This window comes from Amycolatopsis orientalis DSM 43388 (assembly GCF_000411975.1).
In the GTDB taxonomy this organism is placed as follows: Bacteria; Actinomycetota; Actinomycetes; order Mycobacteriales; family Pseudonocardiaceae; genus Amycolatopsis; species Amycolatopsis orientalis_D.
Genome location: NZ_ASXG01000105.1, coordinates 1 through 25288 on the forward strand (window position 1 = coordinate 1; position 25288 = coordinate 25288).

Sequence of the window (25288 nt, forward strand, 5' to 3'; positions counted from 1 at the left end):
CAACCCTGCGACAGATCAACCGAGACACAACACGGAAGCAGCTTCCGTCAGGGTTCCCCTCACACCCGCCACCGCCCGTGAGGGGCCCCTTCACGGACTTAGATTCCCTGAAGGAGCCCTTCACAGACCACCCGGCCGGTCACCCCCGCACCCAACGCCGCCGTTGACACAAGCGCCCCCGCAAACCGCAGCCCCCGCACCCAACCATCGAGGCACCCACACCACCCCCGCACCCCGATACGAAGCCAAACTGCGGTTCGGGGGTGCTTGTCAAGGCACGCTTTCCCGCCTTGACAAGCACCCCCGAACCGTCAGCACAATCGGGCTTCGGGGTGCCCCACGCCACTCACCCGCCTGCAATGTCGCCGCCAGGCGACGAGCAGCCCCCGACACGGACCTCAGGAAAACGCAGCCACATTAGCCCGAGCCCACTCCGCATAAGAAACCCCAGCCCGCCCCAGCAATTCCTCCACCACCCCGGTCGGCTTCTGCGGATTCTCCGCCGTATACGCGTACATCCCCAGCAGCCACGAAGCGATCTCCTCGGGATACCCGGCCGCCACCCACTCCGCGACCTGCTCCTGCGGACTCACCTCCACCACCGGAACCGGCTTCCCCAGCGCATCCCCAATTGCCGAAACCATTTCCGCGAACGAAATCCCCTCCGGCCCGCTCAGCTCGTAAGTCCGCCCCACGTGCCCGTCCGAATTCAGCACGTGCGCGGCCACCGCGGCGATATCCGCCAGATCGATCGGCGTCTGCGTCGCCTTCGGATAAGCCAGCCGAACCTCGCCGCGTTCCCGGATCGAAGACGCCCACCCCAGCGAATTGTTCATGAAAGCCCCCGGGCGCACGAAGGTCCGATCGAATCCGGCAGCGTCCACCGCGGCCTCCACTGCCGCGTATTCATGCCCGCTGGACGCCGGATGCTCGTCTCCGATACTCGCCCCGGACAACGCGACCACGCGCCGGATCCCCGCCTCCCCGGCCAGCTCGCAAAACCGCGCAACAGTCCGCGCATACGGAGCCAGATACACCGCCTCGACCCCGTTCAGCGCGGCCGGCAGCGTCGAAGGCTTGGCCAGCGACCCGACCACCACCTCGACCCCTTCCGGCAGCGCCGCCCGCTCCGGATCCACCGTCAACGCGCGCACCGGCACGCCGCGAGCCACCAGCTCGTCGACCACCAGCCGTCCGACGCTGCCGGTCGCACCCGTCACCAGAACCGTCATGCCCCCACCTTCTCGTATGGCGTACGAACACATCAAGCGTACGGCATACGAGAAATCCGCGCCACGAAACCCCCGAAGCGGCCGGCGAAGGCGCTCAGGAGGTGATGGTCGGCAACTCCGGCGCGGACACGTCGTAGATCTTCCCTTGCTGCGTCAGCAACGCGGCCAACACCTTCGCCTTGCGATCGGTGTTCTCCGCGTTCCCCCACCGCACGGTCTTGCCGTTGGAAAGCGTGAATTCGACGCTCGCCGGCGTCTGCGCGGTGACCGTCGTCGTCTGCTTCAGCAGCTGCTCGGGCAGCACCCGCAGGACCGCGGTGACCGCGCGGGTGACCGGATCGTCCGCCGACACCTTCGGCAGTTTCAGCTCGGGCAGCCCGGCCGGCCGGGTCTTCACCGTCTTGAACACGACCCCGCCGCCGTCGACGAGGTGCACCCCGTCGCCGCCGGGGCCGCTGTCGAAGAACGCGATCGCGGTCCGTTCGGTCACCGCGATCTCGAGCGTCGTCGGCCACGACCGGGACACCTCGACCGTCGCGACGCCCGGCATCTGGGCCACCCGGTCGCGGATCCCGTCGACGTCCGCGCGCAGCATCGGCTGCCCGGGCGGCACCGCCGCGGTCGCGCGGATCTGGTCCGCCGACACGCTTTTCGCGCCCTGCACCTCGATCGTCTTCACCGACAGCAGCGAGCTGAAGAACAGCAGATACCCCAGCGCCACAAGGGTGACCACGGTCAGCAGCGCGACCCAGCGGCGGCGGATCTCCTTGCCGCGGGTCGGCCGGGACTTCCGGGCGGCGGCGCGCGCCGCGCGGCCCGAACGCGCGGAGGTGCGGGCCCGGGTGCGCCGGCGCTCCTCCTCGGACCGCCGCCCGCGGCGTTCCCGGGCCAGGGCAGCACGCTGTTCCTCGCCCGCGCGCGGCGCGGGCGAGCGACGGCGCTGCCGGGTCCCGGTCATGCTCGGTCGGCCCTCCGGTCCAGCTCGGCCAGGATCTCCGGGCCGAGCTGCGTCACGTCGCCCGCGCCCATGGTGATCGCCAGGTCGCCCGGCCGGACGAGGTCCGCGACCAGGCCGGCGGCCACGTCGAAGGCGGGCTGGTAGTGCACCGGCACGGTCACCCGGTCGGCGATCAGCGCGCCGGTCACGCCCGGCACCGGGTCCTCTCGCGCGCCGAACACGTCGAGCACCACGACCTCGTCCGCCAGAGACAACGCCTCGGCGAACTCGGCGGCGAAGGTCTGCGTGCGCGAGTACAGGTGCGGCTGGAACACCACGACGACCCGTCCGTTTCCCGCGGCCGTGCGCACCGCGCGCAGCTGCGCGGCCACCTCGGTCGGGTGGTGCGCGTAGTCGTCGTACACGCGGACGTCGCCCGCGCGGCCCTTGAACTCGAACCGGCGGCGCACCCCGCCGAACGCGGCGAGCCCGGCGGCCATGCCGTCCAGCGGCGCGCCCAGTTCGAGCCCGGCGAGCAGCGCGGCGACCGCGTTGAGCGCCATGTGCTCGCCCGGCACCGCGACCCGCAGGTCCTGTTCCTCGCCGTCCAGCGCGATCCGCACGACGCCGCCGTCCGGAGCGGGCGTGTAGTCCAGCACTCGCACGTCGCCTTCACCGGAAGCGGCGCGGCCGTAACGCCGCACTCGCACGCCGGCCGCGGCGGCCTCGTCGCCCAGCCGGGACGCGCCCTCGTCGTCCGCGCACACGATCAGCAGCCCGCCCGGCTCGATCTGCCCGACGAAGTCGCTGAACACCTTCACGTACGCCTCGGCGGTGCCGTGGTGGTCGAGATGATCGGGCTCGACGTTCGTCACCACCGCCACCGACGGCGTGTAGGTGAGGAAGGAACCGTCGCTCTCGTCGGCTTCCGCGACGAACACGCCGCCCTCGCCGTGGTGGGCGTTGGCCCCGGACTCGTTGAGGTCGCCGCCGATCGCGAACGACGGGTCCATCCGGCAGTTCTGCAGCGCGACGGTCAGCATCGACGTGGTCGACGTCTTGCCGTGCGTTCCCGCGATGCACGCGACGCGGTGCCCGGCCATCAGCCCGGCCAGCGCCTGCGCGCGGTGCAGCACCGGGATGCCCCGTTCGCGGGCCGCGGCGAGTTCCGGGTTGGTCTCCTTGATCGCGGTGGACACCACGACGGCCGACGGCGGTTGCGCCAGCTCGGCGAGGTTGTCCGCGGTCTGGCCGACGAACAGCGTCGCGCCCTGCGCGCGCAGCGAAAGCAGCGCCCGCGATTCCTTGGCGTCCGACCCGGACACGGCCGCGCCGCGGGCGAGCAGGATCCGCGCGATGCCGGACATCCCGGCCCCGCCGATCCCGATCAGGTGCGCCCGGCGCAGCTGCGCGGGCAGTTCGGGCGTGTCAGGCACCGGCGGCCTCCAAAACGATGCGGGCGAGGGTCTCGTCGGCCTCGCGGTGGCCGAGCCCGACCGCGGCCGCGCTCATCGCCGCGACCCGGTCGGCGTCGGTCACCAGCGGGATCACCAGCTCGGCGACCTTTTCCGCGGTGAGGTCCGCGTCGGCGACCATCAGCGCGGCCCCGGCGTCGACCGCGGGCTGGGCGTTGACCGCCTGCTCGCCGTTGCCGTGCGGCAGCGGCACGAACACCGCGGGCAGCCCGACCGCGGACACCTCGGCCGCGGTCATCGCGCCGGACCGGCACACCACCGCGTCCGCCGCGGCGTAGGCCAGGTCCATCCGGTCCAGGTACGGCACCGGAACGTAGGCCGGGCGACCCGGAAACTCTTGCACCACCAGGGAATTCTTCGGCCCGTGCGCATGCAGCACGCCGACGCCGGCCTCGGCGAAGTCCTTGGCCGCGCCGGACACCGCGGAGTTGATCGACGCCGCGCCCTGGGAACCGCCGAACACCAGCAGCGTCGGCGCGTCCGGGTCCAGCTCGAAGTACTCGCGGGCCTCGGCGCGCAGCGCGGCCCGGTCCAGCGACGTGATCGAGCGGCGCAGCGGAATGCCGACCACCTCGGCCTTCGGCAGCGGCGTGCCCGGCACCGCGACCGCGACGCGGGCGGCGAACCGGGCGCCGACCTTGTTGGCCAGCCCGGCCGACTTGTTCGCCTCGTGCACCACGATCGGCGTGCGGCCGCGCGCGGCGAGGTACGCCGGCAGCGCGACGTAGCCGCCGAAGCCGACCACGACGTCCGCGCGCACCCGGTCGAGCACCTCGCGGGTGCGGCGGACCGAATCGCGCACCTTCAGCGGCAGCCGGAGCAGCTCCGGCGTCGGCTTGCGCGGCATCGGGACCGGCGGGATCAGCTCCAGCGGGTACCCGCGCGCGGGCACGAGCTTGTTCTCCAGGCCGCGTTCGGTGCCGAGGGCGACGATCTCGGCGTCCGGGCGCAGCCGCTTCACGGCGTCCGCCAGCGCGAGCGCGGGCTCGATGTGACCGGCGGTGCCCCCGCCGGCGACCACGACGACCGGCGCCCGGCCCGCTGCCGACCGCTGCGTTCCCTTGACGGGCTTGCTCACCAATGACCTCTCCGGTTCGCGGTGCTCCGGGCACCGCGGTTCGCTGTAGTCCGCCGCGCCGACCGGCGGCGTTCCTGTGCCGGTGCGGGCCGGGCCGCACGCGGCGCCGGCCGGGCCGCCTTCGTCCCGCTCCCCGCGCCGCGCGTTCCCTTGCGGGTCGACGGCGGGCGGTACGGATCGGGCGCGGGCAGCCGCAGCAGGCGTCCGAATTTACCCGGCCCGTGCGAGCGCAGCGCGGCCACCGCCTCGGGTTCGTGCCGCGCCGCGTTGGCCAGCACGCCCATGATGAGCATGGTGATCACGAGCGACGTGCCGCCGTAGGAGATCAGCGGCAGCGTGACGCCGGTGACCGGCAGCAGCCCGACCACGTAGCCGATGTTGATCGCCGCCTGCGCGACGAGGAACACCGTCAGCGTGCCCGCGACGATCCGGATCCACGGGTCGATGTTGCGGGTGGCGATGCGCAGGCCGACCACGGCCACGCCGGCGAACAGCGCCAGCACCACCGCGCAGCCCACGAAGCCGAGTTCCTCGCCGATCAGCGCGAAGATGAAGTCGTTCTGCACGTTCGGCAGGTAACCCCAGTTCGACGCGCCCTGCCCGAGGCCCTTGCCGAACAGCCCGCCGTCGGCGAGCGCCAGCTTGGCCTGGTTCGCCTGGAACCCCTCGGCCGAGGTGTCCGCGTCCGGCGACAGGAACGACATCACCCGGGCGAGCCGGTAGGGCGCGATGATCGCCAGCACCAGCACGCCGCTCAGGCCGCCGGCCAGGATCACCCCGAACAGCCGTTTCGGCGCGCCGGCGAACCACAGCAGGCCGAGCAGCACCACCGCCAGGGTGATCGTGCCGCCGAGGTCGGGCTGCAGCATCACCAGCGCGAACATCAGCAGCGCCACCGGCACCACCGGGACGAGCAGATGCCGCCACTGGTGCAGCACGTTGTACTTGATCACCAGGATGTGCGCGCCCCAGAAGGCCAGCGCCACCTTCGCCGCCTCCACCGGCTGGAAGGTGAACACGCCCAGCTTGAACCAGCCCTGCGAGCCGTTCACCGTCGACCCGAGCGGCGTCAGCACCAGCATCAGCAGCCCGAGGCAGAGCACGGTGATCGTCGCCGACATCCTGCGGATGCGCTCGAGCCGCACCCGCAGGCCGAGCCAGAACACGACCCCGCCGATCGCGACGAACATCAGGTGCCGGAAGAACAGCGAGTACACGCCGCTGCCGGTCTTCGGGTTGTAGGACGCCACCGACGAGGCGGACAGCACCATCACCGCGCCGATCACGGTCAGGATGCCGGTCAGCGCGAGGATCAGGTGGAAGGACGCCAGCGGCCGGGACAGCCACGCGGTCAGCGCGGTGCGGAGCGCGACGAACGGGCTTTCCTTGCGGACGCGCCGAGGGCGGGGTTTGTCTCCGTCAACGACTGTCATCCGCCGCCCCCGCCGCGCCGTCGGCCAGAGCACGCACCGCGGCTTCGAACGCGTCGCCGCGCGCTCCGTAGCCGGCGAACATGTCCAGCGAGGCGGCGGCGGGCGCGAGAAGCACCACGTCACCAGGACGAGCCAGGGCGCTGGCCGCATTCACCGCCGCAGTCATGGGCTCATCGTCACCCGGAAGGAGGCGGTTGCACGGGACATCCGGCGCGTGTCGCGCGAGAGCGGCTTCGATCACGGGGGAATCGGCGCCCAGCAGGACGGCCCCGCGCAGCCGTCCGGAGACCGCGGCGACGAGATCGTCCACCGACGCGCCTTTGAGCTGCCCGCCGGCGATCCAGACCACGCTTTCGTGCGCCAGCAGCGAGCCGAGCGCGGCGTGCGGGTTGGTGGCCTTCGAGTCGTTGACGTACCGGACGCCGCCGACTTCCGCGACCTCCACCGCGCGGTGCGGCGCGGGCTCGTAGGCGCGCAGCCCCTTCCGCACCGCCGCGGGCGAGACGCCGTGCGCGCGGGCCAGCGCGGCCGCGGCGAGCGCGTTCGCGAGGTTGTGCGGCCCGGCCGGGCGCACGTCGGCGATCTCGGCCAGTTCCTCGGCGCTCGTCTGCGGGTCGGCTCCGAAAGCCCGGTCCACCAGCAGGTCCTCGACCAGGCCCAGCTCCCCGGCGCGCGGGGTGTCGAGCACGAACCCGATCCGCCGGGCGCTGTCCGGCGCGTGGTCCTCGGCGATCCGCGTGGACCACGGGTCGTCGACGTTGTGCACGACGGCGCGCGACCGGTCGTGCACGCGGCCCTTCGCCGCGGCGTACTCCTCCATCGAACCGTGCCAGTCGAGGTGGTCCTCGGCGAGGTTCAGCACCACTGACGCGTCCGGCGCGATCGTGGACGACCAGTGCAGCTGGAAGCTCGACAGCTCGACGGCCAGCACCTGGTGCCCGCCGCGGACCGCGTCGAGCACCGGGTAGCCGACGTTTCCGCAGGCCACCGCGTCCGCGCCGGCCGCGCGCAGGATCGACTCCAGCATCCCGACCGTCGTCGTCTTGCCGTTGGTGCCGGTGATCACCAGCCACGCCGGCGGATGCTCGCGCAGCCGCCCGATCCGCCAGGCCAGCTCGACGTCGCCGATCACCTCGACGCCCGCCTCGGCCGCCGCGACCAGCAGCGGCGACGTCGGCCGCCAGCCCGGGCTGGTCACCACGAGCGCGGTGTCCGCGGGCGGTTCGCTCAGGCCCGGGACCAGTTCGGCGTCCAGGCCGTCCAGCTCCGCGAGCCGCTCGGCGTTGCCGTCGGTGACCGTGACCCGAGCGCCCAGCTCGCGCAGCACGGGGACGACCGATTTGCCGGTGACGCCCGCGCCCGCGACCAGAACGAGTTTGCCGTCAAGCTGCAAAGGTCAGCCTCCGAAGTTGAGCTGCTCGCTGTAGAACAGCCCGAGCCCGAACATGCAGCAGATCGCCGAGAGCAGCCAGAACCGGATGATCACCGTGGTTTCCGCCCACCCGGCCAGCTCGAAGTGGTGGTGGAAGGGCGCCATCCGGAACAGCCGCCGCCGCGTCGTGCGGAAGACCGCGATCTGCGTGACCACCGAGATCATCTCGACCATGAACAGGCCGCCGATGACGATCGCGAGCAGTTCGGTGCGGGTGGTCATGGACAGCCCGGCGACGAGACCGCCGAGGGCCAGCGACCCGGTGTCGCCCATGAAGATCTTCGCCGGCGCGGCGTTCCACCACAGGAACCCGATGCAGGCCCCGGTGGCCGCGGCCGCGACGACCGCGAGGTCGAGCGGGTCGCGCACGTCGTAGCAGGCCGGGAGCGGCTGGGTCGAGCAGGAGAGCCGGGCCTGCCAGAACGAGATGACCACGTACGTCGCGAGCACCATCGCCGCCGCGCCGCCGGCCAGGCCGTCGAGGCCGTCGGTGAAGTTCACCGCGTTCGACCAGCCGGAGATGACGATGTAGCAGAAGATCACGAACACGACCGACGGGAACGTGATCAGCGCCAGGTCGCGGACGTAGGACAGGCTCTGCGACGCCGGGGTCAGCCCCTGGGCGTCCTTGAACTGCAGCGACAGCACCGCGAACAGGACGGTCACCACGAGCTGGCCGACCAGCTTCGCGGTCTTGTTCAGCCCGAGGTTGCGCTGCTTGCGGATCTTGATGAAGTCGTCGAGGAAGCCGACCAGGCCGAGCCCGACCGCGAGCATCAGCACGAGCAGGCCGGACGCCGACGGCGCGGCCGAGCGCGAATTGCCGATCCAGGTGATCAGGTGCGCGACGAAGTAGCCGGCGACCATCGCGATGATGATCGCGACGCCGCCCATGGTCGGCGTGCCGCGCTTCGACTTGTGCCCCTGCGGGCCTTCCTCGCGGATCTCCTGGCCGAAGCCCTGCCGCGAGAAGACCCGGATGAGGTAGGGCGTGAGCAGGATCGAGACCAGCAGACCCGCCGCGGCCGCGATCATGATGTTGATCACGCGTGACCACCGTTCGAGCGTTCGGAGTTCGAGGAGGAGGAGTTCCCGGGATCGGCCAGCAGCGCTTCGGCCACCCGCCAGAGACCGGCGGCCTTGGACGCCTTGACCAGCACCACGTCCCCGGGACGGAGCTGATCATGCAGCACGGCGACTGCGGCCTCGACATCGGGTACCAGCACCGACTCCTCGCCCCAGGAACCCTCCTGCAGAGCGCCCTGGTGCATGGCGGCGGCGTCCTGGCCGACCACGACGAGCTTCTCGATGTTGAGCCGGACCACGAGCCGCCCGATCGCGTCGTGCGCGGTCACCGAGTCCTCGCCCAGCTCGCCCATCACGCCGAGCACCGCCCACGCGCGACGGCCGGAGCGGCTCATCGAGGCCAGCGCCTTGAGCCCGGCCCGGACCGATTCCGGGTTGGCGTTGTACGAGTCGTTGAGGATCGTGACGCCGTCCGCGCGGGTGACGACCTCCATCCGGCGTTCCGAGCGCCGCTGCAGCGCCGACAGCCGCTGCGCGATCTCCTGGGTGGTCGCGCCGAGTTCGCGCGCGATGGCGGCGGCCGACAGCGCGTTGCCGACGTGGTGCTCGCCGTGCAGCGGCAGCGTCACCGCGGCGTCGCCCTCGGGCGTGATCAGCCGGAAGGACGGGCGGGCTTCGTCGTCGACGGTGATGTCGGCGGCCCGGACCTGCGCCCCGGCCGACTCCCCCACGCCCACGACGCGGGCCTTCGTGCGGCTCGCCATGGCGGCGACCAGCGGGTCGTCCAGGTTCAATACCGCGAGCCCGTTTTCCGGCAGCGCCTCGACCAGTTCGCCCTTGGCCTTCGCGATGCCCTCGCGCGAGCCGAACTCGCCGACGTGCGCGCTGCCGACGTTCAGCACCGCGCCGATCCGCGGCGGGGTCGTCTCGGCGGCCGCCGCGATGTGCCCGACGCCGCGGGCGGACATCTCCAGCACGAGGAACTTGGTCGACGCGTCGGCGCGCAGCGCGGTCCACGGGTGGCCGAGTTCGCTGTTGAACGACCCGGGCGGCGCGACCGTCGGGCCCATCGGCTCGACCAGCTGCGCGATGACGTCCTTGGTCGAGGTCTTGCCGGACGAGCCGGTGACGCCGATGACGGTCAGCCCGCCCGCGGCCAGCCGGTCGACGACGTGCCGGGCCAGCTTGGCGAGCGCGGCCAGCACGGCGGCGCCGGAGCCGTCGGTGTCGCCGGCCAGCGCGACCGACCGGGCGTTGGCCTGCCCCGGCGGCAGCGGCGGCACGACGATCGCCGGGGCGTCGACCTCCCGCGCGGCCAGCACGCCGACCGCGCCGGCCTCGACCGCTTTCGCGGCGAAGTCGTGCCCGTCGACGCGTTCGCCGGGCAGGGCGAGGAACAGCCCGCCCGGGCCCAGCTGGCGGGTGTCGAATTCGACGCTGCCGGTCACGACGGCGGATCCGTCGGTGCGGTGCAGCCGGCCGCCGACGACGTCGGCGATCTCGGCCAGGCTCAGCTCGATCACGCGGTCACCTCGAGACGCTTGCGGATGGCGGCCTCCAGCTCGTCCCGGTCGGAGAACGGGTGCACCACACCCTGGACCTCCTGGCCGGTCTCGTGGCCCTTGCCTGCGATCAGGACGATGTCGCCCGGCCGGGCGAGCGACACCGCGTGCGCGATCGCCTCGCGCCGGTCGCCGATCTCCAGCACCTCGCCGCCCGCCGCGGGCCCGACGGCGCGGGCCCCGGCCAGCATCGCGGCGCGGATCGCGGCCGGGTCCTCCGAACGCGGATTGTCGTCGGTCACGATCAGGACGTCGCTGCGGCGCACCGCGGCCTCGCCCATCATCGGGCGCTTCGCGGTGTCGCGGTCGCCGCCGCAGCCGAGCACGGTGATGACCCGGCCCTCGGTGCGGGCGCGCAGGGCGTCGAGGCCCTGGGCCACCGCGGCCGGTTTGTGCGCGTAGTCGACCACCGCGGTGAAGTCCTGGCCGAGGTACACCCGCTCCATCCGGCCGGGCACCTCCACCGCGGCCAGGCCGGCGACGATGTCGTCCGCTTCGATGCCCGCGCTGTCCAGGATCGCCGCCGCGAGCACCGCGTTGGCGACGTTGAACGCGCCCGGCAGCGGGATCTTCGCCGCGCGGCTGAGCCCGTCCGGCCCGAGCAGCGTGAAGGTCTGCTCCCCCGCCGGGGTGGCTTCGATGTCGGCGGCCCGCCACAGCGCGTCGGCCCCGGCTTCGATCGACACGGTCACCGTCTGCGGAGTGAGCAGTGCCTGTCCCCACGCGCTGTCGACCACGACCACCTCGGTGGTGGACCGGCCGTCGAACAGCAGCGACTTGGCGGCGAAGTACTCCTCCATGTCCTTGTGGAAGTCGAGGTGGTCCTGCGACAGGTTGGTGAACGCGCCCACCGCGAACCGGGTGCCGTTGACCCGGCCGAGCGCCAGCGCGTGGCTGGACACCTCCATCGGCACGTGCGTGACGCCGCGCTCCAGCATCACCGCGAGCAGCGCCTGCAGGTCCGGGGCCTCGGGCGTGGTGAACCCGCTGGCGAGCCGCTCGCCGGCGATCCGGGTCTCGACCGTGCCGATCAGGCCGGTGGTGCGCCCGGCGGCGCGCAGGCCCGAGTCGACCAGGTAAGAGGTGGTGGTCTTGCCGGAAGTGCCGGTGACGCCGAGCACGGACAGGTGCAGCGACGGCTCGCCGTAGATCCACGCGGCGATCTCGCCGAGCGCGGCGCGCGGGTCCGGATGCACGAGGACCGGCACCGGCGCGTCGCGCAGCGCGGGCCGATCGGCTCCGCTCGGGTCGGTCAGGACGGCCGCGGCACCGGCGGCGAGGGCCTGCTCGCTGAAGTCGGCTCCGTGCGCGCGGGCTCCGGGGAGCCCGGCGAACAGGTCGCCGGGGAGCACGTGCTGCGCACGCAGCGTGGCGCCGGTGACGGCGAGGTCGGCGGCCTCGGGACGGTCGGCGATGAGCCGGGCTCCCGCACGGGCGAGCAGCGTGGCCAGCGGGACCGGGTCGATCCGGGCCGGCCGGGGCGGCGCGGCGGCCGCTTTGACCGGGCTGTCCGGCAGCGACGCGGCAGCGGGCCCGCTTCGGGGCTGGGACGAGGACACGGACACGCCGGAGAGGTTACCGAGGCCGGATCCGGGTGACCCAACGCGGTACGGCGAACGCGCGCGCTCGCCGGGGATGTGGTAGGCGGGGCGGTCAAGATCGTTGCGGCGCAAGCCTTTCCCCGGCTCGCCACCGGCCCGTGTGGACGATCGGCCGCGGCGCGGAGCCGCGAACGACCGGGAGGGGAACCCCAGGGAACAGATTCCCTCGGAGTTCCCCTCCCGGACCGGCGGGCGGTCAGCCGAGGACGAGCGGCACCACCGGCGACGGGCCGTCGGACAGCGGAATCTGGTACCGCTGCGACAGGTACGACGCGATCGAGTGGAACAGCGGGCCCGCGGAATGCCCGATGGGCAGGGTGGTGTCCGGCGCGTCGAGCCGGATGCCGACGACGAACCGCGGGTGGTCGGCGGGCAGGATCCCGGCGAAGGTGATGTTCGCCAGGCTCGAGCTGTAGGCCTTGGTGCGCGGGTCGATCTGCTGGCCGGTGCCGGTCTTGCCGGAGACCTGGTAGCCCTCCAGCCCGGCCGACGGCGCGGTGCCCGCGTTCGGGCTCTTCGCGTTCTGCACCACCGCGCGCAGCATGTCCCGCACCGTTTTCGCGGTTTCCGGGCTCACCACGCGCTCGGTCTTCGGCGGCGCTTCCGGCGTCACCGTGCCGTCCGGGTTCTTCTTCGCCTTCACGATCCGCGGTTCGACGCGCAGGCCGTCGTTCGCGATCGCCTGGTACATCCCGGCCATCTGCACCACGGTCATCGAAAGGCCCTGCCCGATCGGCAGGTTGCCGAACGTGGACGCCGACCAGTCCTTGCGCGGCGGCACGTAGCCGGAGCTCTCGCCGGGGAGGCCGATGCCGGTCTTCTGGCCGATGCCGAACTTCTTCAGCAGCTCGAGATACCGGTCCGGGCCGACCTGCTGGGCGAGTTCCAGCGTGCCGACGTTGGAGGACTTCGCGAACACGCCGGTCGTGGTGAAGGTCTGGGTGCCGTGCGACCACGCGTCGTGCACCGTCCGGTCGGCGATCTTGATCGAGCCCGGCACCTCCAGCGTCGAGGTGGGCGTCGCGATCTTGTTGTCGATCGCCGCGGTCGCGGTGACCACCTTGTTCACCGAACCGGGTTCGTAGGGCGTGGTGACCGGGCGGTTGTTGAGCAGGTCGGGCTGGATCGTGGACGGGTCGTTCGGGTTGAACGTGCTGGAATCGGCCAGCGCGTACACCTCGGCCGTCTTCGCGTCCATGATGACCGCCTGGCCGCCCTTGGCGTTCGCCTTCGCGACGTAGTCGCTCAGCTGGCGCTGCAGTTCGAACTGCAGGTCGGAATCTATGGTCAGCTGGAGGTCGGAGCCCGGGACCGCGGCGGTGAGCACGTGCTCGGTGCCCGGCAGGTACAGGTTGTCGTTGCCGTTCTGGGTGTTCACGATCTCGCGGCCGGGCGTGCCGGCCAGGTCCGCGTCGCGCGATTGCTCCAGCCCGATCACGCCGTGCAGGTTGTGCTTCGACACGTCGGGGTCGTCCATCCGCCAGTTCGCCAGGCCGACGATGTTCGACGCGAGCGTGTCGCCCGGGTACTCGCGCTTGGCGCGCTTCTCCACGCTGATCCACGCGTACTTCTTGACGATCTGGTCGGCCACCGAGGGCTCGACGTTGTCGACGAGGTAGGTGAAGGACTGCTGTTTGTGCAGCAGAGCCAGCTGTTCGGCCTCGGTGGTGAGGTGCGGGAGCTTCTGCGCGATCAGCTTCGCCGCGCCGGCGACCTCGGTTTCGAAGTTGCGGCCCTTGTCCGGGTACTTCTTCGCGTACTCGTCCATCGACTTGTGCAGCGCCCGCAGGTTCACCGACAGCGTGCGGGTTTCCACGCTGAACGCCAGTTTCGCCCCGTTGCGGTCCACAATGGACCCGCGCTGCGCCGGGATGTCGATGGTGAGGGTGCGCTGCCGTTCGGCCGCCGCGGACAGCGCGGGGGCCTCGAACCACTGCACCTGCACGAGTTTCGCGCCCGCCACCACCATCAGCACGACGAGCATGATGCGCACCGCGGAAAACCGGCTGCGCTGTCCGCCGTTGCCCCGTTTCGCGACCGCGCGGCGGGTGCCCGCGGCGTAAGTCCGCCGCGCGCTGCCCGCCGCCCGGGAACGGCTGTTGCCGCCTGCCGCCATCACTGCCCTCCCGAGGTCCCCGCGGGCGTGCCCGAGAGGTCTCCTTCGATGCCGCCCTCCGGCGGAGCGGCCGGCTGCTGCGCCGGGGGCGCGGCCGCGTCCTGCTCGTCCGGCTGGGCCTTCTTCGGTTCGCCGACGACGGTCGTCTTGCCGTCCTTGCCGACGACGATGCGCGCCGGGTCGCCGCCGGGCACCATGCCCAGCTGCTTGGCCGCAGGCGCGAGAGACGCCGGGGACTGGGCCTTCGCGACCTCACGCTCCAGCCGGTCCTTCGTCTCCATCAGGGAAGCGTTGTCCGTGCGCAGTTTTTCGAGCCGGTAGGAATCGGCGATCGCCTGCGTGGTGAACCACAGCGTCGCCGCGACCCCGATCGCCAGCAGCCCCATCATCACGAGCACGAAGGACGCGCGCGACCGCGGCCAGCGCAGCTTCAACCGCGTGCGCACCGTCTTCGTTTCGACGGTTTCCGGTTCGGCCACCGGCTTTTTGGGCGCGCGCTGCCGCAGCAGGTCGGCCCGCTGCGCCCGGCGGGCGTAGGCGCGCTCCGCCGCCGTCGTGCGCCGCCGCGCCGGAGCGTCGGTCTCGGCGACGGTGTTCCGCGGTGCCCGCTCCGCAGCGGTCGACGACGAGCGGCGGGACTTCGTAGGTGCGGTCAACGCGGCTCTCCGATCCGTTGTGCTGCGCGCAGCCGCACCGAGGCGGCTCGCGGGTTCTGCTCGATCTCGCTCTCGCCGGCTTTCTCCGCTCCCCGGGTGAGGAGCTTCAGTTCCGGCCCGTGCCCGGGCAGTTCCACCGGAAGCCCTTCCGGCGTCCGGGATTTCGCCAGTTCCGCGAGCGCCTGCTTGACCAGCCGGTCCTCGAGGGACTGGTAGGACTCGACGACGATCCGGCCGTTCATCGCCAGCGTGCCCAGCGCCGCGGGCAGGGCCCGGCGCAGCACTTCCAGCTCGCCGTTGACCTCGATCCGCAGCGCCTGGAAGGTGCGCTTCGCCGGATGCCCGCCGGTGCGCCTGCTCGCCGCCGGGACCGCGGAGTAGAGCAGTTCGACCAGCCGGCCGCTGCGGGCGAACGGTTCCTTTTCGCGTTCCGCCACGACGGCGCGGACGATCCGCTGCGCGAAGCGCTCCTCGCCGTAGTCGCGCAGGATCCGGATCAGCTCGCCGGGCGGGTAGGTGTTGAGCACGTCGGCCGCGGTGAACCCGGTGGTCGGGTCCATCCGCATGTCCAGCGGCGCGTCCTGGGAGTAGGCGAACCCGCGTTCGGCGCGGTCGAGCTGCATCGACGAGACGCCGAGGTCGAACAGGATGCCGTCCACTCGGGACAGTCCCAGCCGCGACACCGCTTCGGGAAGTCCGTCGTAGACCGTGTGCACGAGGTCGACGCGGTCGCCGTGCCGCGCGAGCCGCTCCGCGGAGCGCTCGAGCGCGGCGGGATCGCGGTCCAGCCCGATCAGCCGGAGGCGGGGAAACGCCGACAGCAGTGCGTCGGAGTGGCCGCCGAGGCCGACGGTCGCGTCGACCAGGACGGCGTCGCGGTCGGCGAGCGCGGGGGCGAACAGCTCGACGATGCGGTCCAGCAGCACCGGAACGTGCTCGGCTGCGTCCGTCATGTCTTCCCCCTTTCTGCCGCGTGCGTAACCGGGGAAGATGCGGCGGATGCCGTCAGGTCCCTGCCCGCCCGCTTGCTGACCTGGCACCGGGGAAGGTGCGCCAGGGTCAATGAGCGGACAGAGGCCTCACGGCATCCGCGTCGAACGGCGTTCCCGCGTCCCCCGACGACGCAGGTGCGCCCGGGGCGCCTCCTAGAAGACGCCCGGCAGTACTTCCTCCCGAGCCTGTGCGTAGCTGTCCTCGTGTTCGTCCAGGTAGCCCTGCCACGCCTGGGCGTCCCAGATCTCGAGCCGGGTGATCGCGCCGATCACCACGCACTCCTTGTTGAGCCCCGCGTACCGGCGCAGCTCCGGCGCGATGGCTACGCGCCCTTGCCCGTCCGGACGTTGCTCGTCGGTCCCGGCGAACAGGTAGCGCTGGTAGGCCCGCACCGCCTCGTTCGTGAACGGGGCCTCGGCGACCTTCCTGGCCATCTGCTCGAACTCGGCACGGGGGAAGACGAAGAGGCAGTGGTCCTGCCCCTTGGTGACCATCAGCCCGCCGGCCAAGGCTTCGCGGAACTTCGCGGGCAGCGTGAGCCGCCCTTTGTCGTCCAGCTTCGGGGTGTGGGTGCCGAGGAACACCGGCCTCCACCTCCCTACCGGATCCGGTTGGCTCCCCGCCCGGTCCCGGCTCGGGGGCTCCCTTCCGCCCCACTGCGCACCACCGTACCCCACTTTTCACCACAGTCAACGCGTCCGGAGACCGTGCCACTCCGTCGGGTGGCGCGTTTGCGCAGGTCACGGAGGTGGGTCGAGGTGGGGGCGCGGTGGGGGGACCGTGGCGAAGATCCCCCGCACCGGGGTCTCTCGCAACCTCGGAAGGCCGGAAACGTCCGCGTTTCGGCAGCGTGGGGACCACGAGTGGGGAGTGGTGGGGGAACCGGTGGGGCCTGGTGGGGACGCTGCGAAAACCGGCGTGGCGGCCGGTGGCGAGCCGCCGTGGGGCCAGGTGGGAGCCGCAGTGGGGGCCAGTGGGGGCGTTGTGGGGAGCCGATCTGGCGCGCGGTGGGGCTGGGTGGGGAACGGCGGCCCGAGCCCGGTGGGAGGGAGTGGGGGACGGCGCGCCGGGCCCGGTGGGGCGACGTGGGGCTGGCCGGATGGGGACAGGCGGGGAACCGTCCACTCTCGACACCGGCGCGCGCCGCCACCGTCCACTTCTGACCGGCTCAGCCCGGCACCAGCTCCATCACCCGCTCGGCCAGCCGCGGACTGTCCACCGGGGACACCGTCACCCAGTCCTGCCCGCCGCGCCCCGGCGAGCAGGCCGCCGAATAGGCCCCGGCGTCGGTGTCGAACCACGTCAGCCCGCCGGTCCGGGCCAGTTTGCCCGCCCGGTCGCGGACGTGGACGGTGAACTGGCCCGCCGCGTACACCGGCCGGGACTGGATCGCCCGCAGCTCCTCCCCCTGCGCGCCGCCGGGCGGCTCGCCCGCCGCGGGCAGCCGGACGCCGTAGCCGGGTCCGGCCGACAGTTCGGGCAGGACGTCGACGATCGCCGAGGCCAGTTCGCTCTCCCCGATGTCGCGCACGCCGATCGTCCGCGCCGGCTGCACGGCCAGCACCGCGTGGCGGCCCCGGAGCGCGGCGACCGCGCGGAACGGCTCGTCGGCCGTCATGTCGGCGAGCGCCTCGCACTCCACATACCGGTCCGCCGAAGCGAGCACGCGCAGGCTGTTCTCCAAGGCGGCGTCGAGACGGCCGTCGAACAGGCCGCGTTCGCCGAGGTTGCGGTAGACCTCCGCGCGGATCGCGGACCGGTCGGCGGCGGTCTCCCCCACGCTGCGCACCGCCAGCGGCGCGGGCGGGGCGGCGAGGCCTAGGTCGGCCCAGACGATGTCGAACGCGGACGCCGACAGGCTGATCAAGCCGGCCCCGTGCCGAGCGGCGGGACCGCGGGGAACTCGCCTTCGGGCAGGAGCCCGCGCAGCGCCGTGTCCCGGGTGCGCAGGACGTCGATCGCCTTCTGCCGGGCGGCCTCGGCTTCGGCGCGCCGCTCGTCCATCGCCGCCGACAGCCCGGCCAGCCGCACGAGGTCCCCGCTCGCCGCGGCGGACCGGATCATCGCCGCCGGGTCGAAGTCCACCGGCGCGGGCATGTCCGCGCGCGCCCGGGCGGCGACCTCCGCCTGCCCCTGCACGGCTTCCCCGACCTTCGCCGACACCACCGACGTTTCGGCCAGCCAGTCCGACGCCTTGCCGAGCACCTTCCGCATCGCGTCGCCGGCGTCGCCCTGCCAGGTTTCCTGGCTGCCGGCGGACAACGCGACGAGCCCGCCGATCGAGTCCTCGAGCCGTTGCGCCAGCCCGGCCCACCGGGCGCCCGCCTCGCCGGCCGCGGCCGGGTCGTTGCCGTCGACCGCCTGGGCGGCCAGCGCCGCGTGGCTGAACGCTTCGTACCGGGCCGTCGGCTCGGGGGCCGGGGTGTCGGTCACGACTTTCCTCCTCGCACGGGGTTCACGGCAGCTTCGGCTCGAGCAGTCCGGCCACGTCGCTCGCCCGCCGGCAGGCGAGTTCGGAGTCGGCGAAGCTCGCGTTGCTGACGTCGACCTGGACGCTGTGCGCACCGCCGACGTCGAGCAGCACCGCGCAGGTGCCGCGGCGGCCGGACACCTGCACCGCCTGGTGCGAGCCGACGTCCTTCTTGGTGCGCTTGCCGTCGGAGAGGTCGAGGTTGGCCAGTCCGTTGGTTTCGTCGAGCGTGACGGTGACGCCGAAGGTCGAGGGCACCGTCCAGTCGCAGGCCCGCGCCTCGCCGATCGTCTTCGGCTTGCCCTGCCCGGTGAGCCCGGCCGACGACCGGTCCTGCGGCGAGAGCAGCGTGCACGGGTCGAGCTTCGCCAGCGAAGGAGCGGACGACGTCGGAGGCGGCGGGCCGCCGTCCGCCGGGGCGGCGTGCGAAAGGCCGGGCATGCGGCCGCACGAAACGAGCGACAGCACGGCGAGCCCGGCGAGAGGCAGGAGCGCGGCGCGCGCCGCGAAACGGTCAGCCACCGGTGCAGTCCACGCCCTCGGCGGCTTCGCTGTCCTGGTCGCGGTACTTCTCCAGCGCGCCGCCGATGCGGTTTTTCAGCCCGGCGATTTCCTTGCCGAACGCGGTGAGCTGGTCGACCGCCGACCCGTCCCGGCCGAGGCCGTACTTCGCCATGAACGCGCCGACCTCGCCGGCGTACCCGCCGCCGAGCGGCACCGACCGGCCGAGCACCGCCGCCTCGCGGACCATCTCGCCCACGACGTCCTGCAGCTCGCCGAGTTTCGCGTACGTCGCGGACGCCAGCTCGGGCGTGACCGCGAACCGGCCGCCGCCGGACAGCCCCGGGAGCCCGGCTTTCCGTTCCGCCTCGGCCTCGCTCATGCGCGGATTGCACCTCTTCCGACGTCGAACCGTGGTCGGGCGACTTCGTTGCGGAGCATACGACAGTGCATACGGTCAGCGGGATCACCTGAAAATGCCTCATAATCACCCGTAAGAAGGAGTGCCGGGGTGGCTGGGCGTCACCATGAAACGATCTCGGGGTTCCGCCGCCCAGCTCTCCCGGGTTTGACACACTGGGGAGAACGCTGGACAGGCGCGCATCCCCGCCGGTTCCCGTCCAGCCATCGCGCCACCAGGAGGTCGAGTGACGTCGCGAATCCAGTCCGCTTCCCCCGCCGGACCGCACGGCAACGGGTCCGGCGAGCCGCCGTACCCGGCGGTCGAGTCCGCGGACGGGCTGGCGCGGGTCCCGGCGGCCGGGCTCGGCGAACTGCACGACACCGCGCGCCGGATCGCCGCGAACGTGGAACGCGTCCTCGTCGGCAAACCGGACGTCATCCGGATCGCGCTGGTGACCCTCCTGGCCGAGGGTCACCTGCTCGTCGAGGACGTGCCGGGCGTCGGCAAGACCTCGCTCGCGAAGGCGCTCGCGCGCTCGATCGACTGCACCGTCAGCCGCGTGCAGTTCACGCCCGACCTGCTGCCCAGCGACGTCACCGGCGTGTCCATCTACAACCGGCAGACCGGCGAGTTCGAGTTCCGGCCCGGCCCGGTGTTCGCGAACATCGTGGTCGGCGACGAGATCAACCGGGCCTCGCCGAAGACCCAGTCCGCGCTGCTGGAGTGCATGGAAGAGCACCAGGTCACGGTCGACACCAGCACGTACTCCCTCGGCGCGCCGTTCATGGTGATCGCGACGCAGAACCCGATCGAGATGGAGGGGACCTACGCGCTGCCCGAGGCCCAGCGCGACCGGTTCACCGCGCGGGTGTCCATCGGCTACCCCGACCAGCAGGCCGAACTGGCCATGGTCGACGAGCACTCCGGGCACAACCCGCTCGCGGACCTGGCCCCGGTGTCCGACGGCGAGACGATGCTGCGGCTGATCGAGACCGTCCGCGGCGTGCACATCGCGCCGGAGGTCCGCCGGTACGCCGTCGACGTCGTGGCGGCGACCCGGCAGGTGCCGGAGATCCGGCTCGGCGCCTCGCCGCGCGCGACGCTGCACCTGGTCCGGGCCGCGCGGGCGCAGGCCGCGCTGTCCGGGCGCGACTACGTGGTGCCCGACGACCTGCACACGGTCGCCGTGCCCGTGCTGGCGCACCGGCTGGTGCTCACCACCGAGGCGCACGCCGCCCGCCGTTCGGCGACCGACGTGGTCCGCGCGGTGCTGCACCGCGTCCCCGTCCCCCAGGGCTCGGCCCGCTGAGGCGCGTCCCGCTACCCGATTAGGGAATCCGCATGCTGCGCGCGCTTTCCGGCCTCACCACCCGAGGCCGCTGCCTCCTCGCCGCCGGGATCGCGGCCGCGGTGTGCTCGCTGGTGCTCAACGAACGCGACCTGCTACGGGTCGCGGTCTTCGTCGTCGCCCTGCCGCTGCTGGTCGCCGCGTACATCTCGGCGACCCGGCTGCGCCTCGGCGCCGCGCGCTCGCTGCGTCCGGACCGGATCGCGGCCGGCTCGACCGGCGAGGTCGACCTGGAGCTGTGGCGCAGCGGGCGGCTGCCCGGCGGCGAGGTGCTGCTGGAGGACGGCGTGCCGTACGCGCTGGGCTCCCGCCCGCGGTTCGTGGTGGAACGGCTGCCGCACGACCGCCGCGTGCTGCTGCGGTATCCGCTGCGGCCGGGCATGCGCGGCATCCAGCAGGTCGGGCCGCTGCGCGCGACGATCACCGACCCGTTCGGGCTGTGCGAGTTCGAGCGCGAGCTGATCGGCCATTCGCGGCTGGTCGTCGTGCCGCGCGTGGTGCCGCTGTGGGGCCTGCCCGGCGGCGCCGGGGCCGGGGCGGGCGACGACGGGAGCGTGCGGCTGCATTCCGGGCAGGGCGAGCCGGACGTGATCGTGCGGCACTACCGCACCGGCGACGACATGCGGAAGGTCCACTGGCGCTCGACCGCGCGCCGCGACGAGATCATGGTCCGCATCGAGGAACGTCCTTGGCGCGGCGGCACGACAGTGCTGCTGGACCACCGCGCGGCCGCGCACCACGGGAGCGGCCCGACAGCGAGCCTGGAGTGGGCGGTGTCGTTCGCCGCGTCGGTGTCGCTGCACCTGCGGCGGACCGGCCACCGGGTCCGGCTGGTGACCGAACACGGCGTCTCGCTGGCCGACTCCCCCGCCGACGGCGGCGAAGGCCACGACAATCTGGTGCTCGACGCGCTGGCCGCGCTCCAGCCCGCGCACCAGCGAGACGTGACGCTGGGCCACGACCCGGCGGAAGGGCAGGAGCTGATCACGATCCTGGGCACGGTGAGCGCGGAATCGGTGCACGAGCTGACGCGGTACCGGGCGCGCGGCGTCCGCAGTCTGGCCGTCCTGCTGGACACCCCGGCCTGGGCGGGTTCGGCCTCGCCGGAGCACCTCGCCGCGGCGACCGAGGAGTCGGCCGAGCTGCTGCGCGGGGCCGGCTGGGGCGTCGTCGTGGCCGGTCCGCACACGCCGATGCCCGAGGTGTGGGGCCTGCTCTGCCGCGCGGGCACCCATCGGTCGACGGTGATCGGCGGGACGCGATGACCACGACGACCGCCGCCGGGCGCGGCACTCGCGGTTTCCGCCGGGATCGCCGCGTCCGAGCACGCAGGGGGAACCGATGACCACCACCGCTCCCCGGCCGTCCGGCGCACCGCCGATCCCGCACACCCCGACGCCGCAGCCGTCCGAGCCCCCGCCCGCGTGGCGGAGCAGCGTCCTGCCGCCGATCGCCGCCGGGCTCGCGACGCTGTGCGCGGCGACGTCGCTGACCAGCGTCGTCTCCGGCTGGGCCTGGTTCGGCTATCTCTTCGTGGCGGTCGTGCTCGTCGCGGGCACCGGGCTGGCGCTGCGGTCGCTGCGCGCGCCCACGGTCGTCGCCGGGTTCGGCCAGCTGCTCGTGCTGCTCTTCCTGATCACCGGGGCGTTCACCACCCAGGGCGTGCTCACGATTTTCCCGGGACCCACCGCCTTCGGCGAACTGCGGGCGACGCTCACCGCGGCGGCCGAGCAGATCCGGACCGGCCTGCCGCCGGTCGACAGCACACAGCCGATCCTGTGCCTGGTCACGATCGCGATCGGCCTGGTCGCCGTGCTGGTCGACACGCTCGCCGTCGCCGCGGCGGCCCCCGCGGCGACCGGGCTCGTGCTGCTTTGTGTGTACGCGGTGCCCGCCGCGCTGTCAGACGAACTGATGCCGTGGTGGACGTTCGTGCTCGGCGCGGGGGCCTTCGCGTGCCTGCTCGCGCTGGACGGCAACCACCGGCACCGCCGCTGGCGCAACCGCGACGCCCCCGGGTCCGGCGGCACGCTGCGGCTCATGCAGGCCCCGGTCGCCGTGGTCAGCTCGGCGATCGTGCTCGGCCTGCTGGGCGGCGGGATCACCATGGTCGGCACCGTCGGCAAGATCCCGTTCGGCTCCGGCCCGGGCGGCGACGGCGACGGCACCGGCGGCTTCGGCATCGCGCCGTTCACCCAGCTGCGCGGGCTGCTCGACCAGGGCCAGAACACCGAGTTGTTCCAGGTCCGCGGCCTCGGCTCGGACCGGCGGCTGCTGCGCGCGTTCACTTTGGACACCTACACCCCGAACAAGGGCTGGGGCCTGCGCGCCGGCGGCCAGGCGCAGACCGGCGTGCTCGCGAACAGCACGCTGCCCGCCGCGCCCGGCGACGACGGCACCGGAGTGTCGCGGCAGATCCAGATCCAGCCGACGCGCTGGGTCGACAACTGGCTGCCGATCTACGGCGCGCCGCGCGCGCTCCGGGGCGTGCCGCCGCAGTGGCTGTACGACCGCGTCAGCGGCTCGGTGTTCACCACGCAGAGCGAACCCGCTCCGACCTACGTGGAAACCGCGTCGCTGAAGGAGCCGACCGCCGCGGAATTGCGCGACGCCGCACCGAAATCCGACGAGATCCCCGCGCTGTACACGCGGATCGGCCAGGTCGACCGGCGGGTCACCACGCTCACCGAGCAGCTGACCGCGGGCAAGACGAACAACTTCGACCGGGCGACCGCGCTGTGGCAGTACTTCAGCGCGCAGAACGGGTTCGTGTACGACACGAAGACCGCCGACGCCACCGACGCCGACGCGCTCGCCGACTTCATCCTCAAGGGAAAACGGGGCTACTGCGAGCAATACGCGTCGGCGATGGCGGTGATGCTGCGGGTCGCGCACATCCCCGCGCGCGTCGCGATCGGCTTCACCCCGGGCGTGTCCAAGGGCGACTACCAGTCGATCAGCTCGCAGGACGCGCACGCCTGGGTCGAGGCGTACTTCGGGGACAAGGGCTGGGTCAGCTTCGACCCGACACCTCTCGCCGACGGCCGCGGCATCGTCCCGCCGTACCTGCAGCAGAACACCCAGAACCCGCAGCAGTCCAACGCGACCGACGACGTCCCGACGGCCCCGCGCTCCGCCTCCCCGTCCACCGGCGCGTCGACCGACAAGTCCCACGACCAGGCCGCTCCCGCCACCCCCGCCGCCGCCACTCCGGACGACAGCTGGCTGACCTGGCTGGCGTTGGCCCTGGCGGTCCTGGGCGCGGCGGCCGTCGCCACGTCGTACTTCCTGCGCCGGCGCGCCCGTCCCGGCCTGGCTCCGTCCGGGGTCCCGCCCGGTGCCACGCCGGACGGGAACGTGCTGGTCAGAAACCCCGTCACCGCTCCGACTCCGCTGCACCTGGCCGCGTTGTGGCTGCCGCTGACGGGAGCTGCCCTGCTGGTCGCCGCGCTCGGTCTGCTGGCCGGGACCGTGTCGTGGTGGTTCGCCGCGGCGGTAGTCGTGGTCCTCGCCGCGGCCGGCGGCCCGGCCGCGATCCGCGACCTGGTGCGCCGCCGCCACCTCCAGACCATCGCGACGCACGCCCCCGGCGCGGCCGCCGCGGCGTGGCGCGAGCTGAAGGCGGAATGCGCCGACCGGGACCTGCCGATCTCCGACAGCGACACGGTCCGCGTGGCAGGCGGGAAGATCGCCGAACGCCACCGCTTGGACGAGTCCGGCCGGGAGGCTCTGCGTACGGTGCTGGGCGCGGTGGAACGCAGCTGGTACAGCGGCGAAGCCGCGCCGGATCCGACGCTGGAGCCCGCGTTCGGGCAGTTGCAGGAGAGCCTGCGCCGGACGGCTCCGCTGTCGATGCGGGGACGGTTGTTCCCGCGATCGGTGCTGCGCCGACGGCGGTGAGCTGCTTCTCCCGCCTGCCGGAACCCCGAATGGGCACGACAACGTTCTGGCAGGCCCCGCGACGTGCGCGCAGCACCAGGACGAACCGTCTTTCGCCGGACCGCGCTCTGCTCACCGCGGTGGTCAGCACGGGTGCCAACGCGGCCGTGCGGCTGCCCGGGGCGTCGCGGAGCACCGCTGTCGTTCCTGAAGCGGACCGGTGCGGCGCTCGGCGTGCCGGTGGACCTGGTCGTCGAGCGACGCGACCGTGACGCGGCCGGGTCGCACGGCTCGGGAATCCGCGTCCCGTTAAACGATGCAGCCCGTGCCCGAGCACGAGAATCCGCGCTCCGCCCCGAGGGGAGAAGCGCGGATTCGCCGACGTGCTATTGGCCTTCGAAGCGCTGGCGGAAACGTTCCTCCATGCGCTGGGTGAAGGAGCTCTTGCGGCCGGACGGCTTGCCCCCGCCCCCTCCGTCGTCATGGCTGTTCTTGCCGCCGCTGTCGCTGTGGCGCAGCGACGTCACGGCCATCATGACCCCGAAGAACATCACGAGGAACCCGAGCACGCTGACCACCGGCACGTCGGCGACCCGCAGCACCGGGATCACCACACCGAGCACCAGCAGCGCGACGCCCACCACGAACAGGGCGATCCCCTGGATGCGCCGACGGCGCGCGGGTCGGCGCAACCGGGTGCCACGCACCGTGGATGCGAACTTGGGGTCCTCGGCATAGAGCTCGCGCTCGATCTGGTCGAGCAGCCGCTGCTCATGCTCGGAGAGTGGCATCTTTCCTCCTCCGGCACAGCTGTCGCGGGCGCCGGGCCGCGCAACGTCCTGGACCCAACAGCCAACCCCAGGCGGGGTGGCACTGTCCAGGATACGAGCCCCGCGCTCTGCCGACTACCCGATCCCCGATCCGGAAATGATCGAATCGGGGGAAATCCCGCACAATGCGGGTTGACAGTGCGTCACCGCGACGGAAGTCACCCCCTTCGGCGCAGCCCAGGCCGCCGCGCCGCTCCGTCGGCCTCCCCCGCACGGGGTCCCTCGTGACGGAGAGAGACGGCGCCAACGCCGACCACTCGCCCCGCCGGCGCCTCGTCCGCGCCGAGATTCCGCCGATCGATACCCTCTGCCATTC

The 25288-nt window shown here is 72.7% G+C and carries 21 protein-coding genes; 3 read left to right on the forward strand and 18 right to left on the reverse strand.

Features of this window, described 5'->3' with window-relative positions; genetic code table 11:
- Window positions 1–398: 398 nt before the first annotated feature.
- The 17 genes from L942_RS20500 to L942_RS20580 form a co-directional block, all read right to left on the reverse strand.
- Window positions 399–1232, reverse strand: coding sequence for an NAD(P)H-binding protein (locus L942_RS20500; RefSeq protein WP_037362767.1), 834 nt, complete (start codon window positions 1230–1232; stop codon window positions 399–401).
- Between the two features lie 94 nt (window positions 1233–1326).
- Window positions 1327–2190 carry a cell division protein FtsQ/DivIB gene (locus L942_RS20505; RefSeq protein ID WP_037362769.1) on the reverse strand — a complete coding sequence of 288 codons (864 nt, stop codon included), beginning with the start codon at window positions 2188–2190 and terminating at the stop codon, window positions 1327–1329.
- Window positions 2187–3605, reverse strand: coding sequence for a UDP-N-acetylmuramate--L-alanine ligase (murC, locus tag L942_RS20510; RefSeq protein ID WP_037362771.1), 1419 nt, complete (start codon window positions 3603–3605; stop codon window positions 2187–2189). Before murC ends, L942_RS20505 begins: the two co-directional genes overlap by 4 nt.
- Window positions 3598–4722 (reverse strand): undecaprenyldiphospho-muramoylpentapeptide beta-N-acetylglucosaminyltransferase, encoded by a 1125-nt coding sequence (gene murG / locus L942_RS20515; RefSeq protein ID WP_037362772.1) that lies wholly within the window; start codon window positions 4720–4722, stop codon window positions 3598–3600. The genes murC and murG overlap by 8 nt, the downstream gene beginning before the upstream one ends.
- Window positions 4719–6155 (reverse strand): putative lipid II flippase FtsW, encoded by a 1437-nt coding sequence (ftsW, locus tag L942_RS20520; RefSeq protein WP_037362839.1) that lies wholly within the window; start codon window positions 6153–6155, stop codon window positions 4719–4721. The genes murG and ftsW overlap by 4 nt, the downstream gene beginning before the upstream one ends.
- Entirely contained in the window at window positions 6142–7548 is a 1407-nt protein-coding gene (gene murD, locus L942_RS20525; protein WP_037362774.1) for a UDP-N-acetylmuramoyl-L-alanine--D-glutamate ligase, read from the reverse strand. The genes ftsW and murD overlap by 14 nt, the downstream gene beginning before the upstream one ends.
- 3 nt (window positions 7549–7551) lie before the next feature.
- Window positions 7552–8634, reverse strand: coding sequence for a phospho-N-acetylmuramoyl-pentapeptide-transferase (gene mraY, locus L942_RS20530; protein WP_037362777.1), 1083 nt, complete (start codon window positions 8632–8634; stop codon window positions 7552–7554).
- Window positions 8631–10136: a UDP-N-acetylmuramoyl-tripeptide--D-alanyl-D-alanine ligase gene (locus tag L942_RS20535; protein ID WP_037362779.1), complete on the reverse strand. Its 1506-nt coding sequence runs from the start codon at window positions 10134–10136 to the stop codon at window positions 8631–8633. The genes mraY and L942_RS20535 overlap by 4 nt, the downstream gene beginning before the upstream one ends.
- Complete coding sequence (locus L942_RS20540; RefSeq protein ID WP_037362842.1) at window positions 10133–11692, reverse strand: UDP-N-acetylmuramoyl-L-alanyl-D-glutamate--2,6-diaminopimelate ligase; 1560 nt, start codon at window positions 11690–11692, stop codon at window positions 10133–10135. Before L942_RS20540 ends, L942_RS20535 begins: the two co-directional genes overlap by 4 nt.
- A gap of 280 nt (window positions 11693–11972) precedes the next feature.
- Window positions 11973–13892, reverse strand: coding sequence for a peptidoglycan D,D-transpeptidase FtsI family protein (locus L942_RS20545; RefSeq protein ID WP_037362781.1), 1920 nt, complete (start codon window positions 13890–13892; stop codon window positions 11973–11975).
- Entirely contained in the window at window positions 13892–14548 is a 657-nt protein-coding gene (locus tag L942_RS20550) for a hypothetical protein (protein ID WP_037362784.1), read from the reverse strand. Before L942_RS20550 ends, L942_RS20545 begins: the two co-directional genes overlap by 1 nt.
- Complete coding sequence (gene rsmH / locus L942_RS20555) at window positions 14545–15501, reverse strand: 16S rRNA (cytosine(1402)-N(4))-methyltransferase RsmH (RefSeq protein ID WP_037362786.1); 957 nt, start codon at window positions 15499–15501, stop codon at window positions 14545–14547. The genes L942_RS20550 and rsmH overlap by 4 nt, the downstream gene beginning before the upstream one ends.
- Before the next feature lie 192 nt (window positions 15502–15693).
- Entirely contained in the window at window positions 15694–16125 is a 432-nt protein-coding gene (gene mraZ, locus L942_RS20560) for a division/cell wall cluster transcriptional repressor MraZ (RefSeq protein WP_009080393.1), read from the reverse strand.
- A 584-nt stretch (window positions 16126–16709) separates the two neighbouring features.
- A complete protein-coding gene (locus tag L942_RS20565) occupies window positions 16710–17408 on the reverse strand; it encodes an ESX secretion-associated protein EspG (RefSeq protein ID WP_037362788.1) in 699 nt (232 codons plus the stop codon).
- Window positions 17405–17974 carry a PPE domain-containing protein gene (locus tag L942_RS20570; protein ID WP_037362791.1) on the reverse strand — a complete coding sequence of 190 codons (570 nt, stop codon included), beginning with the start codon at window positions 17972–17974 and terminating at the stop codon, window positions 17405–17407. Before L942_RS20570 ends, L942_RS20565 begins: the two co-directional genes overlap by 4 nt.
- Window positions 17975–17996: 22 nt before the next feature.
- Window positions 17997–18533, reverse strand: coding sequence for a DUF3558 family protein (locus tag L942_RS20575; RefSeq protein ID WP_081655149.1), 537 nt, complete (start codon window positions 18531–18533; stop codon window positions 17997–17999).
- Window positions 18526–18894, reverse strand: coding sequence for a hypothetical protein (locus L942_RS20580; protein ID WP_037362794.1), 369 nt, complete (start codon window positions 18892–18894; stop codon window positions 18526–18528). The genes L942_RS20575 and L942_RS20580 overlap by 8 nt, the downstream gene beginning before the upstream one ends.
- Before the next feature lie 265 nt (window positions 18895–19159).
- On the opposite strand from L942_RS20580, the gene L942_RS20585 reads away from it, so the two are divergent.
- The 3 genes from L942_RS20585 (at window position 19160) to L942_RS20595 (ending at window position 24163) form a co-directional block, all read left to right on the forward strand.
- Window positions 19160–20224 carry an AAA family ATPase gene (locus L942_RS20585; protein WP_037362797.1) on the forward strand — a complete coding sequence of 355 codons (1065 nt, stop codon included), beginning with the start codon at window positions 19160–19162 and terminating at the stop codon, window positions 20222–20224.
- A gap of 32 nt (window positions 20225–20256) precedes the next feature.
- Window positions 20257–21528, forward strand: coding sequence for a DUF58 domain-containing protein (locus L942_RS20590; RefSeq protein ID WP_037362800.1), 1272 nt, complete (start codon window positions 20257–20259; stop codon window positions 21526–21528).
- Between the two features lie 76 nt (window positions 21529–21604).
- Entirely contained in the window at window positions 21605–24163 is a 2559-nt protein-coding gene (locus L942_RS20595) for a transglutaminase family protein (RefSeq protein WP_037362803.1), read from the forward strand.
- 365 nt (window positions 24164–24528) lie between these two features.
- On the opposite strand, the gene L942_RS20600 is transcribed toward L942_RS20595, so the two are convergent.
- Complete coding sequence (locus tag L942_RS20600; protein WP_037362805.1) at window positions 24529–24933, reverse strand: DUF3040 domain-containing protein; 405 nt, start codon at window positions 24931–24933, stop codon at window positions 24529–24531.
- Window positions 24934–25288 lie beyond the last annotated feature (355 nt).

Excerpts from the sequence above, each read along its gene's own strand:
- L942_RS20590 (WP_037362800.1), top strand. The coding sequence starts at position 20,257 with ATGCTGCGCGCGCTTTCCGGCCTCACCACCCGAGGCCGCTGCCTCCTC.
- rsmH (WP_037362786.1), bottom strand. The coding sequence starts at position 15,501 with ATGACGGACGCAGCCGAGCACGTTCCGGTGCTGCTGGACCGCATCGTC.
- L942_RS20580 (WP_037362794.1), bottom strand. The coding sequence starts at position 18,894 with ATGAGCGAGGCCGAGGCGGAACGGAAAGCCGGGCTCCCGGGGCTGTCC.
- L942_RS20600 (WP_037362805.1), bottom strand. The coding sequence starts at position 24,933 with ATGCCACTCTCCGAGCATGAGCAGCGGCTGCTCGACCAGATCGAGCGC.
- L942_RS20545 (WP_037362781.1), bottom strand. The coding sequence starts at position 13,892 with ATGGCGGCAGGCGGCAACAGCCGTTCCCGGGCGGCGGGCAGCGCGCGG.
- L942_RS20505 (WP_037362769.1), bottom strand. The coding sequence starts at position 2,190 with ATGACCGGGACCCGGCAGCGCCGTCGCTCGCCCGCGCCGCGCGCGGGC.
- L942_RS20500 (WP_037362767.1), bottom strand. The coding sequence starts at position 1,232 with ATGACGGTTCTGGTGACGGGTGCGACCGGCAGCGTCGGACGGCTGGTG.
- L942_RS20595 (WP_037362803.1), top strand. The coding sequence starts at position 21,605 with ATGACCACCACCGCTCCCCGGCCGTCCGGCGCACCGCCGATCCCGCAC.
- ftsW (WP_037362839.1), bottom strand. The coding sequence starts at position 6,155 with ATGACAGTCGTTGACGGAGACAAACCCCGCCCTCGGCGCGTCCGCAAG.